General features: G+C 39.5%; 11 protein-coding genes. 7 read left to right on the forward strand and 4 right to left on the reverse strand.

All coding sequences use genetic code 11. The features are described 5' to 3' along the window. Positions 1–74: 74 nt before the first annotated feature. From EV579_RS15295 to EV579_RS15305, 3 genes are read right to left on the reverse strand one after another with little or no spacing between them, the layout of a single operon-like run. A complete protein-coding gene (locus tag EV579_RS15295) occupies positions 75–929 on the reverse strand; it encodes an SDR family oxidoreductase (protein ID WP_034622954.1) in 855 nt (284 codons plus the stop codon). Continuing rightward, positions 923–2,020: a mannonate dehydratase gene (gene uxuA, locus EV579_RS15300; RefSeq protein ID WP_133744756.1), complete on the reverse strand. Its 1,098-nt coding sequence runs from the start codon at positions 2,018–2,020 to the stop codon at positions 923–925. Before uxuA ends, EV579_RS15295 begins: the two co-directional genes overlap by 7 nt. Before the next feature lie 18 nt (positions 2,021–2,038). Then, positions 2,039–2,716 (reverse strand): GntR family transcriptional regulator, encoded by a 678-nt coding sequence (locus EV579_RS15305; protein ID WP_024427298.1) that lies wholly within the window; start codon positions 2,714–2,716, stop codon positions 2,039–2,041. Positions 2,717–3,066: 350 nt separating this feature from the next. On the opposite strand from EV579_RS15305, the gene EV579_RS15310 reads away from it, so the two are divergent. The 3 genes from EV579_RS15310 to uxaC all read left to right on the forward strand — a co-directional run bounded on the left by EV579_RS15310 (position 3,067) and on the right by uxaC (position 6,906). Then, complete coding sequence (locus EV579_RS15310; protein ID WP_073203781.1) at positions 3,067–4,233, forward strand: Gfo/Idh/MocA family protein; 1,167 nt, start codon at positions 3,067–3,069, stop codon at positions 4,231–4,233. A gap of 58 nt (positions 4,234–4,291) precedes the next feature. Continuing rightward, positions 4,292–5,389 (forward strand): Gfo/Idh/MocA family protein, encoded by a 1,098-nt coding sequence (locus EV579_RS15315; protein ID WP_024425518.1) that lies wholly within the window; start codon positions 4,292–4,294, stop codon positions 5,387–5,389. An 80-nt stretch (positions 5,390–5,469) separates the two neighbouring features. Next, positions 5,470–6,906: a glucuronate isomerase gene (gene uxaC / locus EV579_RS15320; protein ID WP_133744757.1), complete on the forward strand. Its 1,437-nt coding sequence runs from the start codon at positions 5,470–5,472 to the stop codon at positions 6,904–6,906. Positions 6,907–6,973: 67 nt separating this feature from the next. Here the strand turns inward: uxaC and EV579_RS15325 are convergent, their stop codons facing one another. Beyond that, on the reverse strand, positions 6,974–8,467 hold the full coding sequence (locus EV579_RS15325; RefSeq protein WP_056765124.1) for a peptide MFS transporter: 1,494 nt from the start codon (positions 8,465–8,467) through the stop codon (positions 6,974–6,976). Positions 8,468–8,729: 262 nt separating this feature from the next. On the opposite strand from EV579_RS15325, the gene EV579_RS15330 reads away from it, so the two are divergent. The 4 genes from EV579_RS15330 (at position 8,730) to EV579_RS15345 (ending at position 13,378) form a co-directional block, all read left to right on the forward strand. Further along, positions 8,730–10,517: a right-handed parallel beta-helix repeat-containing protein gene (locus EV579_RS15330; RefSeq protein WP_133744758.1), complete on the forward strand. Its 1,788-nt coding sequence runs from the start codon at positions 8,730–8,732 to the stop codon at positions 10,515–10,517. A 198-nt stretch (positions 10,518–10,715) separates the two neighbouring features. After that, positions 10,716–12,041, forward strand: a complete 1,326-nt coding sequence (locus EV579_RS15335; RefSeq protein WP_034283773.1) for an LLM class flavin-dependent oxidoreductase — start codon at positions 10,716–10,718, stop codon at positions 12,039–12,041. 17 nt (positions 12,042–12,058) lie between these two features. Continuing rightward, on the forward strand, positions 12,059–12,562 hold the full coding sequence (locus EV579_RS15340) for a GNAT family N-acetyltransferase (RefSeq protein WP_133744759.1): 504 nt from the start codon (positions 12,059–12,061) through the stop codon (positions 12,560–12,562). A 21-nt stretch (positions 12,563–12,583) separates the two neighbouring features. Next, the gene (locus EV579_RS15345; protein ID WP_024427304.1) at positions 12,584–13,378 is read left to right on the forward strand and encodes an amino acid ABC transporter substrate-binding protein; all 795 of its coding nucleotides are present in this window, start codon (positions 12,584–12,586) and stop codon (positions 13,376–13,378) included. Positions 13,379–13,400 lie beyond the last annotated feature (22 nt).

A 13,400-nucleotide genomic window follows, 5' to 3' on the forward strand; every position in this document is an offset into this window, starting at 1 on the left:
CTTTCCAAGCCTACTTATAAATTTAAAAAAACATATAAAATAAAGATGTATGACAAGGAAAAAAATAAAAATATTTAAACACCTGAATACGCCATAAAACCTCCATCAACAGGAATTGTCACGCCGGTAACAAATGCTGACATATGATCATCAACAAGCCATAATAGGGTACCAAGAAGATCTTCTGGCGTACCAAACCTTCTCATTGGTGTGTTCGAAATAATCTTATGAGACCTCTCTGTATAATCTCCTTCTTCATTTAGTAGAAGGTTTTTATTTTGTGAGGTTAAAAAGAAGCCCGGTGCAATAGCATTTACTCTAATTCCTGCCTCAGCCATATGAACAGCTAACCATTTGGTGAAATTTTCAATTGCTGCTTTTGCCGCGCTATAAGCAGGCACTTTAGTCATTGGAGAAGGGGCACTCATAGATGACATGTTGATGACAACTGCTCCCTTTTGATGAACCATATGTTTAGTGAAAACTTGTGTAGGAATGAAAGTCCCCATAAAATTTAAATCAAATACATTTTGTACACTATCTGTACTTAAATGAAAAAAAGTATTTACCTTAGGATTAGTAAGATCTTCTGTTTGAAATATTTCGTTGGTTGTATTTGCACTGGAGTGGTTACCACCAGCTCCATTTATCAATATTGTACAATTGCCTAATTCCTCTGTTACAATCTTCTCGGCTTGTTCCACACTATCTTTATTCAGAACATCACATTTAATCGCAATCGCTTTCCCACCCATAAGGTTAATTTCTTCGGCTACCTTTTCGCCCTTTTCGACTGTTCTATTTAAAATAGCCACAGACACGCCATGTCTAGCAAGTTCCTTTGCCATGGCGCTGCAAAGTACGCCACTTCCTCCTGTTATGACAGCTACTTTACCAGCTAAATTTTTATTTTCTTGTATGTTTACCATGCAGCTTCCTCCTTTGCTTCTTTTCGTACAGACTGTTTATTTTTTAAAGCATCCCAAGCTCCCCACAAATACATAATTCCAAGTGCTCTATCATAAAGACCATATCCAGGCCTGCATTGTTCATCCCAAATGTGTCTTCCATGATCGGGTCTGCAATAACCTTTGAATCCGCTTTCATAATAAGCATGTATAATGGCTGAAACGTCTACTGATCCATCTTTTGATCGATGCGATGTTTCAACAAAGTCCCCGTTATCATATACACGTACATTTCTTATATGAGTAAATGGTATTCTATCAATAAATTCGTGAATCATAGAGACTAAATCATTTTCTAAATTTGCTCCTAAAGATCCTGTACAGAGCGTTATACAATGAGATGGGCTGCTATTTAGTTGTAAAATTTTTCTGATGTTTTTTTGGTTAGTTACTATTCGCGGTAGACCAAAGACAGGCCAAGGTGGGTCGTCAGGATGAATAGCCATCTTAATATCATGAAGTTCTGCAATTGGAATAATCTGATCTAAAAAATATTTCAAGTTGGCCCATAAATCATCTTCTGTTATATTTTTGTAGGCTTCAAAAAGGTGGTGGAGGTGATTTAACCGCTCTGGTTCCCAACCTGGCATGGTTAAACTGGAGTTCTCACTAATTTTATTTACTAATTCTTTCGGATCAATATCTTTAATTCGACTATGTTCATAAAATAGAGCTGTAGATCCATCAGAAAGTGTTTTATTTAAGTCTGTACGGATCCAATCAAAGACAGGCATAAAGTTATAACATATGACTTTAACACCCACCTTTGCTAGCTTCTGAATTGTTTTCTTATAATTTTCTATGTATCGATCTCTAGTTGGAAGTCCGAGCTTAATGTCTTCATGAACATTCACGCTTTCAACTACTTCAATATGAAGGTTATGTTTATCAGCTAATTTTTTCATTTCTAACATTCTTTCTATTGGCCACTCTTCTCCTACGGGCACATCATGCAGTGCCCAAACAATTCCTTCCACTCCTGGAATCTGCTTTATTTGTTCCAGTGTGATCGTGTCGTTTCCTTCTCCAAACCATCTGAATGTCATCCTCATCTACCATCACCCCTAATGTTATTTAAAATAATTTGGATATTCTTTCTTTAATAATTCTTTATCAACAAGTGCAATTTTCAAATGCTCTTCCATGATTTTTTCAGCTTTATCAGCATCTTGATCTTGTATAGCTTTGAATATATCCACATGTTGGGAAAGAATATTATCCCAATTATAATCTGTTACTAGCCTTAACATGCGACTCCTATTAAAGTGTACATTCATCTGTTGAATAACTAACCATGTTTTTTCTTTTTTACACCGTTTGAAAATAGTTCTATGAAACTCCTCATCTAATTCAAACATTTTTTTATAGTCTTTTTTCTTAACGCAAATTTTTTGCATACTTAAATTCATATCTAAATCATTAATCAGCTCTTCAGAAAATTCCTGACAGGCTAGTCTAATCACTGCCTTCTCGAGATGTTCTCGCATAAACCGTGCTTCCTCCACAAGGTTCAAATCAATTAAAGAAACAAAAGTACCTCGTTGAGGATAGATACTTAATAATCCTTCTTGAGATAATTTTAAAAAGCTTTCTCTTACAGGAGTTCGACTAACATTAAATTGAACGGATATTTCTTTTTCAGAAATATTTGTCCCAGGTGGAAGCTTCAGGCTTAATATTTGATCTTTTAGCATATTGTAAACTTGTTCCCTCGTAGAGAGGTTTTGGTTTTTAAAATCAATATTCATTATTCTAATCTCCTTTCTCTAACATACTACCATACAAGTAGATTAGAATGGTAGACATTAATTTCATTTTTCTGAATACTTTCACTGTGAGCATCTCTTGATGATTCCACTATGTAAGTCATAATCAATCATAAAAGTGGGGGATATTAAAAAGAAAATTCAAAAAACTATACAAAATTCAAAAAGATTAAGTTATAATGTTTTTGAGCTACCATACTAGTATAACTAGAATATTTAATAAAACGAACGGTACTCTGATCTATCAGCTAGGTGAATCATTCAGTTTTTTGAAAGCGCTATCTCTTTATTAGAAGTGAAAATTTATCTTATTGCAGAAGGGAAAGATTGATATGTCCAACATCGCCATTATAGGAACTGGATCTATTGCAACTGCCCATATCGAGGCTTATCTTGCAATGCCTGAAATCAGTAAAATTGTAGCTTTAGCTGATATTTATCCTGAAAAAGCAATGTCTGCAGCAACAAAATATAACCTGGAAGCACGAGTTGTCGCTAACTACCAAGAATTATTGAATGATCCTACGATTGATGCCGTTTCCATTTGTACACCTCCTTATATGCACGCAACCATTGCCATCGATTTTCTTAAAGCAGGCAAACATGTATTAGTAGAAAAACCTATGGCTTCTTCTCTAAAAGAATGTGACGAAATGATAAAAGCATCTATTGAAAGCCAAAAGCTTTTATCTGTTGTTGCTCAAAACAGGTTTATGACGCCCATTATGAGATTAAAACATGTCCTTGATCAAAACCTAATTGGAAAAATCGCTCATACTCAAGTTGATTCTTTTTGGTGGCGTGGTCATAGTTATTATGATTTATGGTGGCGCGGTACATGGGAAAAAGAAGGTGGGGGTTGTACACTTAATCATGCTGTCCATCATATTGATATGTTGCAATGGATGTTAGGATTGCCGGTTGACATTTTTGCAGCAACTAGTAATACCTTGCATGATAATGCAGAGGTTGAAGACCTTTCTATTGCTGTACTTCGCTATGGAAATGGCAGCTTAGCACAAGTAACCAGTTCTGTTGTTCATCATGGAGAAGAACAACAATTGATTTTTCAAGGTGAAAAAGCTAGAGTATCTGTCCCATGGAAAGTAAATGCTCAAATAGCTAAAGAAAATGGGTTTCCTCAAGAGAAAAATGATGAGGATTTAGAAAATCGTATTCAGGAAGCTTTTCATCAATATCCGGAATTACTATTTGAAGGGCATAAAGGACAAATAAATAATTTTTTAATGGCTATCAAGGGTAACCAGAAGCTTTTAATTGATGGAACAGAAGGAAGAAAAACACTAGAACTTATTACAGCCATCTATAAATCTGCAAACCAAGGTGTTCATGTGAAGCTTCCTCTTTCAGCAGACGATCCTTTTTATACACGTGAAGGAATGCTCGCGAACGTTAAGCATTTTTATGAAAAACAAAGCAGTGTAGAAAATTTTTCAGACGATACGATAACCGTTGGAGGAAATTACGAGAAACTATGAGTCTAACGTTATTAAATTATTAAAAATAAACTGGAAGCTAGCTAGAGGAGGAACAATCATGCAGAAAAGTGATGGAATGAATTATGCTCCTAAGGGAAAAAGTGCCCCTGTCGTTACAGAAGGACAATTCGTCATGGCGGCTATAGGTCTTGATCATGGACACATCTATGCAATGTGCAATGGATTAACTGAGGCTGGGGCTACATTAAAATGGGTTTATGATCATGATCAGAAAAAAGTACAAGAATTTTGTAAAGCATATCCGGAGGTACAGGCAGCCAAAAGTGAGAAAGAAATCCTCGAAGATCCAGATGTCAGGCTCGTGGCAGGCGCAGCCATTACATCTAAACGCTGTGATTTAGGGCTGCGTGTTTTAGATCATGGTAAGCATTACTTTACCGATAAATCACCTTTTACAACGTTAGAACAATTGGAGCTTGCTCGTAAAAAAACAGCTGAAACGGGACTTAAATGGGCTGTTTATTATAGTGAACGTTTGCACGTGGAGAGTGCCGTATTTGCTGGTCAATTGATTGAACAAGGAGCCATTGGAAAAGTGGTACAAGTTCTTGGAACTGGCCCACATCGTAGTAATGTGGAAAGCAGACCAAGCTGGTTTTTCGAAAAGGAATATTATGGAGGTATTCTATGTGATATTGGCAGTCACCAAATTGAACAATTCCTTTTCTATTCTGGCGCAAAAGATGCAAAAGTTGTACATAGTAAAGTGGGCAATTATAAGCATCATCAATATCCAGAATTAGAAGACTTTGGTGATGCTACTTTGATTGCTGATAATGGGGCTACAAACTACTTTAGAGTAGACTGGCTGACTCCTGATGGCCTTAGCACTTGGGGGGATGGGCGTACATTCATTCTTGGAACAGATGGGTATATTGAAATTCGCAAATACGTAGACATCGCAAGGGATAAAACAGGAGACCATTTATACTTAGTAAATCAACAGACAGAGCAGCATTTTTCTCTAAATGGAGAAGTAGGATTCCCTTACTTTGGTGAACTTATTTTAGATTGTTTAAACGGTACTGAAAATGCTATGACTCAAGAACATACTTTTAAAGCCGCAGAACTTTGCTTAATTGCACAACGAGACGCAATCTACGTAAATACGGAGTTTGAATTAAGTAAGATCTAAAAAAGTGAGGTGTTATTTTTGTTAATAACACCTTATTTCATTTAATTGATTTTCTAAACATAAGTATAGAGGTGACGATATTGTCTACATTCCTAAGCGAAGATATGATGCTTAATCATGAAAGTTCAAAAGTTCTTTATCATGATTACGCGAAAAATATGCCAATCTATGATTTTCATACGCATTTAATGGCTGATGACATTGCTGCTAACAAAAAATATGAAAATATGACTGATATTTGGCTTAATGGAGATCACTATAAATGGAGGGCGATGCGATGGTTAGGCGTAGAAGAAAGATTGATCACGGGGAATGCAAGTGACAAGGAAAAATTCTTAGCTTGGGCGCAAACGGTTCCATATACAATAGGAAACCCTCTTTATCATTGGTCACATTTAGAATTAAGTCGTTATTTCAATATAAATGAGTTGTTCTCAGAAAAAAATGCACATCAAGTTTGGGATATTTGTAATGAGAGATTAAATGAAAGTAAGATGTCCACAAATGGAATTTTAGAAAAATTTAATGTAAAAGTTGTGTGTACGACTGATGATCCAATCGATACTTTAGAGATTCATCAAATCATACGTAAAGATGTAGGAATTAAAACTAGGGTCCTACCTACATTTAGACCGGATCATGCTTTAAATATTGAACAATCGAATTTTGTGAACTATATAGAAAAATTAGGTGATTCAATCAACGGCGCTGTTTTAACATATGAAAACTTTATCGCTTCATTACATTCACGAATTGATTATTTTCACGCGAATGGATGCAGAATGTCTGATCATGGTTTTGAAATATTTCCATTTTCACCAGCTACTGAACAAGAAGTGTCTTCTATATTTGTACGTGCTCTGCAAGGAAAAACACTATCCCTAGAGGATATCAATAAATTTAAAACAAACACTCTTCTTCACCTGAGTAAAAAATATCATTCTCTTCATTGGACCATGCAATTACACATAGGTGCTTTAAGGAATAATAACACACGAATGTTCAAGTTAACGGGGAAAGATAGTGGGTACGACTCTATGTCTGACTTCCACCTAGCAAGACATTTAAATGGTTTTTTGAATGAATTAGACAAAGACAACCTTTTACCTAAAACCATCATCTATAATTTAAATCCCGCTCATAATGCGATTGTGGCCTCTACTATAGGGAATTTTCAGTCTTCTGATGCCAGAGCAAAAATTCAATTTGGATCCGGGTGGTGGTTTAATGATCAAAAAGACGGCATGCTAGATCAAATGAAAACATTATCTAATATAGGTTTGCTTAGCACTTTCGTAGGGATGCTTACAGACTCCAGAAGCTTTTTATCGTTCCCTCGCCATGAATATTTCAGAAGAATCTTATGTGATTTATTTGGGACTTGGATAGAAAATGGTGAGCTTCCAAGGGATTACGAATTTATAGGAAAAATAGTCAAAGATATTTGTTATCACAATGCCGTGAATTATTTTAATATTGAAATAAATGAGACAGTACCAATGAAAACGAATGAATAATGCAGTAAGATAATGATCATAAATAAAGTAAAAAACTGGACATGATGTACTCATGTCCAGTTTTTTATTAATGAACGCCTTTCATCGCTTTCTTAATCACTGGTGTCAGTAATAGCATCACAACGCATAAAACGATGGCAAGGAATCCGATGATACCGAAATAGACGGTTTCCGGCACTTTATCAAACAGTTTGACTACTTGCGCATTGATCGCCTGTGCCATTGCATTTGAAAGGAACCAAAGGCTCATCGTTTGCGCTGAGAAGGCAGCAGGGGCCAGCTTTGTTGTCGCTGACAGTCCAACTGGTGATAAGCAGAGCTCTCCGATCACGACGAGGAAGAAGCTCAGAACGAGCCATAATGGGCTCACAAGTGTGTTCGGACCGGACATGTATGCAGGAATGATCATGATGATGAAGGATAACCCTGCAAACAGAAGACCGAGTGAGAATTTAATCGGGGTAGACGGCTGTTTCTTCCCAAGTCTGACCCATAACCAAGCAAACACTGGAGACAGCAGCACAATAAAGATTGGGTTCAATGATTGGAACCATGAAGACGCTAGTGTCATCCCAAGGAAATTCAAGTTTGTTCGTTGATCTGCATATGTTGCTAAAATGTTTGAGCCCTGCTCTTGAATCGCCCAGAACATCACGGCAGCAAGGAACAATGGAATATAAGCGAGAACCCTGGATTGTTCCACTGCGCTCGTCTTTTTACTGAAATACATGACAATGAAATAAACAATCGGAATGAGTACACCAAGGGCACTAACAAACCAAGTGAATAGATTAATTGTGAGTGCGCCTGTTTGAATGCCAATGACAGCAAAAACCGCAAGCAAAATCACAACCAATGATCCGTAAATTTTGAAGTTCTTACGTTCGGCAGCAGATAATGGATTTGTCACATACGTGCCGGCAAGACCAAGATTCGGTTTTTTTGTGACCACAAATGTAATAAGTCCAACAAGCATCCCAACGGCAGCGAGTGAGAACCCGAGGTGGAAATTCACTTTTTGACCGAGTGTTCCGACAATTAATGGGGAGATAAAGCCACCCATGTTGATCCCCATGTAGAAAATACTAAATCCAGAGTCCCTGCGCGGGTCTGTTTTTGTATACAGGTCGCCAACAATGTTTGAAACGTTTGGCTTGAGAAGACCTGTCCCGATAATAATCAGTCCCATACTAATAAAGAGCGCTGTTGCTCCGCTTGGCAAAGCCAAAATCACGTGGCCGAGCATAATAAAAACTCCGCCATAAAAGACCGTACTGGATGATCCAAATACCCGGTCGGCGAGCCATCCGCCAATCACTCCTGACATATAGACAAGCGCACCATAGACAGACATGATCGAATTGGCTGTCGTCTGGTCAAAGCCTAGACCGCCTTTTGTCACCTCTGTGTACATATAATAAATAAGCAGTGCACGCATGCCATAATAGGAGAAACGCTCCCAAAATTCAGTGAAAAACAGTGTGTAAAGTCCTTTAGGATGTCCAAAAAACCCTTTTTGAGGAACACTTTTAACAATTTTATCGTGATCAATTGTAGACATGGCATAGATCCTTTCTTAAAAAAAGAGATATGAGAAAAATGATATTCTTGTATAGTTCTTGTGTCAATATAAAACTATTCTAAAACAGGAAAATGTTAGTTCAATAGGCGTAAAGACTCAAAAAATTGAAAAATTCTTTGAAGTGAAAATTATCGGAAAGTTATTCCGAAAGAATTTATTTAAAATTTGAAGGAATGTACAAGCAAACCTTTACCACATGCATAGGATGACAAGAGAACATGTGTGAAAAGGAGTGATTAGGTTGGGGGAATTGAATGAATCTGATCTAAAAAAACCAGTTGTCAATGTACTAGATTTTGGCGTAATTGCTGACGGGAAAACGGATTGCACAGCTAAGCTCAATGAATGTTTAGAGTGGACAAAAGCACAGGGGTATTCCCATATCTGGCTGCCGAGCGGCACATATTTAATCGATGCGGTGTACAGAGGTGATCCATTTTTTCCTTTCCGAGGTGCAGGTATACGGGTGCCAAGTCATATATGCATTGAGATGGCGTCAGACGCTGTAATAAAGGTGAAACCAAATGATTCATGGGGGTATGCAGCTTTTTATATAGGAAAGGTTGAGCATGTGACCATTCGAGGCGGGCGTATTGAAGGGGATCGTCATGAGCATGTATACAAGCCGCTCCCCGCTGAACGAAAAACCCATGAATGGGGCTTTGGGATATGTATTGAAGGTGCCTCCCATGTAGAGGTCAATCATGTCCAAATAAAAAATTGTACGGGAGACGGCATCATTGTCAGTCCCCACGGTTTGTTGACAGAGGGGGAACCATACTCGCCTGCTGCATCTATTGATATTTCTGGCTGCACCATCACAGATTCGAGACGCAACAATATTTCGATTACAGGCTGTGATGGGGTTATTGTGGAAGACTGTCTCTTGGAAAGAGCAGGAGTAAATGGGGTCGAGCCAAGAATGGGTATTGATATTGAAGGCTATGGAGAAAATGCCGTTAATATGGAGGAGCCTCTGAATATTCAGATTCGCAACAACATCGTCAGAGGAGGTGCAGCGAGCTCCATCTATAACTTTAACGGTTATGGTGTGATCATTGAAGGCAATCATACAGATAGCAGTATCTCCTATGGCTTCTCCACCGAAACGATCATTGCCAACAATATGATTCGTGCAGTGGGAGGAGGTGTGACAAAAGCAGGGATTACGAGCTTAGGCGTCTCACTTGGTCAAACGGAAAACAATGTGGTGATTATTGGCAATATGATTGAGGGGTTTGAAAAAGGGATTGATGTAAGGGGAGACAGTGTTCACATTACAGGCAATAAGATTAGTCTTTTTGAAGATGCGGCTGTGTCCGTTTATATGGCGAATCGTATTCTAATAGAAGGAAACCATATTGAATCAGGAACGAATACCGGAAAAAGAAGCGCCTCGCTGCGTATCTATCAATCGGATAGTGTCGTCTTTTCAAACAATACGGTCTACTCTGTAATCGATGCGGCCGTGGTGAGAGGAACGAATATTCTCATCCAGCACAATCAATTCAAAGAATTCAGCAGAGGAATCTGGGTGCAGGAAGGGGAAGTCGGGATCAACGGCAATCACTTTATTCAAGAAGGACACCCGGAGCTAGATTCTTCGTATACGATCAGTGTCACTGAAAATGCAAAGGCTTTCATCTGGCAGAATCGCTTTAAACACTATCAAAACTACGCTGTATACAGCAGCACGACGGGGGCATTAGAGATTAAAGATAATTCCTTTGAAGAAACATCCTTATATGTGGTGATGTATATTAAAAATGGTTCGCCACAAATTGGAGATAACCGTTTCTATTTAAATCGATCGATCGGACAGCCGACGGCGATCTTTATTGACCAGGCCGCCTCAGCCCGTGTGCTGCGCAATAACATCATCAATCTATCTCCTCAAAAAGCGATTGCTGTCCGCACCGCAAATTCCACTCATTCTGTCATCGCTCACAACATGCTGGAACGCAGTCAATTGTTTACACATACCACAGACCGGCTCATCGGAAATATTGAGATTGATACACCGTCATGAGCGTTTGAAATCCCTTATTTTGGAGGTTCAGAAGGCGGTTGACAATCCTGTAAAAAGGGCATATAGTAATAATTATTTTTCATTTTTCGCAACATTTGCCCTTTTTTTATTAATAAAACCGATTAATTCAATCAGAAAAATGTATCTTCTAAGTACTTCAGTTTGATACATGTAGGATATAGAAAGGATGAAGAACAAGTGTCACAGCCGAAAAGGAAGCTCAAGCTAGGCGTATTCATCGCAGGAACTGGACATCACGTTGCCTCTTGGAGACATCCGAATGCAGTACCAGATGCAGCCATGAACCTAGATTATTTTAAACAATTAGCGAAAAAGGCAGAGGAAGGAAAGCTGGATTTGCTCTTTTTAGCCGACAGTTTATCCATTAATCAAACCTCTCATCCGAACGTATTAACGAGATTTGAACCGCTCACGCTGCTTTCATCAATTGCTGAGTCTACTTCAACCATTGGTTTAGCGGCAACAGCTTCCACTACATACAGTGAGCCTTTCCATATTGCAAGGCAGTTTGCCTCCCTTGATCATTTATCAGGCGGAAGAGCGGCATGGAATGTGGTCACATCTTCTATTGAAGAAACAGCGAAAAATTTTAGCGGAGAAGAGCATTTAGCACACCATAAACGATATGAGCGTGCAGAAGAGTTCGTCGAAGTCGTCAAAGGTCTCTGGGATTCTTGGGAGGAAGACGCCCTTGTCAGAAACAAGGAAACGGGAGAATTCTTCGAATCTAGTAAGCTTCATGAGCTCCAGCACAAAGGTGAGTTCTTCTCAGTAAGAGGTCCTCTCAACGTATCACGCACGCCGCAAGGGCAGCCCGTGATCATTCAAGCAGGATCTTCTGAAGATGGCCAAAAGCTTGCAGCAAAAACAGCAGAGCTCATTTTCACTGCACAAAACGATCTCGATAAAGCGAAGGAATTTTATCAAAGCTTGAAGGGGAAAGTAGAGGCTGCTGGCCGTGCTAGAGAGGACGTCAGCATCATGCCGGGTATCTTCCCGATCATTGCTGATACAGAGGAAGAAGCCCAAGCGAAATATGAAGAATTACAGGAGCTGATTGTTCCTGAGATTGGACTGAGCATTCTGCAAAATTACTTAGGCGGGATTGATCTGTCTCAGTATCCTTTAGACGGGCCGCTTCCAGAGATTGATCCGAGCACGTCAAATGCGGTGAAAAGCCGTTTTGATCTCGTGATGAATATGGCGAGAAAGGATAACCTGACCATTCGCCAGCTTTATCAATCGGTTGCCGGCTCACGCGGTCATAATATTTTCATTGGAACGCCGCAGCAGCTGGCAGACGTGATGGAAACATGGCTTCGTGAAGAAGCAGCAGACGGCTTTAATGTCATGCCGCCGCTCTTGCCAGAAGGGCTGGATGTGTTCGTAGACCGCGTCGTCCCAATCCTTCAGGAACGAGGCTTATTCAAAACCGATTACACAGGACAAACCTTACGAGAAAATCTTGGATTAACAGAGCCAAAAAATCGCTACACGACATAAGGGTGAGGTGACTAACGTTGGGATACACGTTTCGTCTGGCAACAGAGGCAGATATAGAGGCGCTGCTTGAACTGACAACAAGAGCCTACGAGCCAATTCGTGAGCTAGGCATCCAGTTCCAAGCAGCACATGCTGATTTCGCTCTCGTTCAGAAAAATGTACAAAAGAATCTTTGCTATGTGATGGAAGAAAACGGAGAGCTTCTATCCACCTTATCACTCCGTATGCCTTGGGGAGAGCAGCCAGGACCATTCGGCGTCCCTCACATCTGGTGGTTTGCCTCAGAACCAGCCGCCAAAAAAGGCACAGGCTCAGCCTTGCTGGAATGGGTTGAAACCGAAGTGCTAAGGGATACACTGAAGGTGCCGTACGTGTCGCTCGGTACAGCTGATAAGCATCCATGGCTCATAGAGATGTATGAGCGTAAAGGCTATGTCAGAGCAGGAGAAAAAGATTTAGGCAAAGGTCATATCACGGTTTATTTCAAAAAACAATTAAGAACAGATATCACACAACCATAAGAGGAAGAAGGGTTTACAAACATGAAAAACAAAAAGTGGCTAGTCGTTCTATTTGCAGCAATGCTGGCAGTTTTAGCAGCTTGCGGCGGCAACAATCAGAGTGAAGGCAAAGACGAAAAGGTGTTAAAAGTAGGCGCTACAGGACAAAGCTATCCGTTTGCTTATAAAGACAATGGCAAGCTTGTAGGATTCGATGTTGAAGTAACAGAAGCCATTGCGAAAAAGCTTGGCTACAAACTAGACTGGCAGCTGAGTGAATTCAGCGGACTGATGGGACAGCTGACGTCTGGTAAGCTCGATACAGTGTCAAACCAAGTTGCCATCACAGACGAGCGTAAACAAACATTTAACTTTACAGATACGTACGCTTACGCAGGAACACAAATCATCGTGAAAAAAGACAACAACGACATCAAAGGTCTTGACGATTTAAAAGGAAAAACAGTGGCGGCGGTTCTTGGCTCTAACCATGCTAAAAACTTAGAGAGCAAAGACCCTGACAAGAAAATTAAGATTAAAACATATGAAACGCAAGACGGCGTATTAAATGAAGTGGCAAATGGCCGCGTAGATGCTTATGTCAACGGACGCAGTGTATTACTTGCTCAAATTGAAAAAACAGGTCTGCCGCTGAAAATCGTAGGCAACCCAATTGTGTATGAAGAAGTAGGCTATCCATTTGCGAAAGATAAAAAGCATGACAAACTAAGAGAAGAATTTAACAAAGCCATCAAAGAATTAAGAGAAGACGGGACACTTAAGAAATTGTCTGAGAAATATTTCAAAGACGATGTGACAGTGCCAATTAAAAAATAACGACAGCGGCGGTGAAGAGCAG

Source organism: Bacillus sp. BK450, from assembly GCF_004364885.1.
GTDB classification, from domain to species: Bacteria; Bacillota; Bacilli; order Bacillales; family Bacillaceae; genus Bacillus; species Bacillus safensis.

Coding starts and splice junctions, on each gene's coding strand:
- uxuA (WP_133744756.1), bottom strand. CDS start 2,020: ATGAGGATGACATTCAGATGGTTTGGAGAAGGAAACGACACGATCACA.
- EV579_RS15295 (WP_034622954.1), bottom strand. CDS start 929: ATGGTAAACATACAAGAAAATAAAAATTTAGCTGGTAAAGTAGCTGTC.
- EV579_RS15305 (WP_024427298.1), bottom strand. CDS start 2,716: ATGAATATTGATTTTAAAAACCAAAACCTCTCTACGAGGGAACAAGTT.
- EV579_RS15325 (WP_056765124.1), bottom strand. CDS start 8,467: ATGTCTACAATTGATCACGATAAAATTGTTAAAAGTGTTCCTCAAAAA.
- EV579_RS15315 (WP_024425518.1), top strand. CDS start 4,292: ATGCAGAAAAGTGATGGAATGAATTATGCTCCTAAGGGAAAAAGTGCC.
- EV579_RS15310 (WP_073203781.1), top strand. CDS start 3,067: ATGTCCAACATCGCCATTATAGGAACTGGATCTATTGCAACTGCCCAT.
- EV579_RS15345 (WP_024427304.1), top strand. CDS start 12,584: ATGAAAAACAAAAAGTGGCTAGTCGTTCTATTTGCAGCAATGCTGGCA.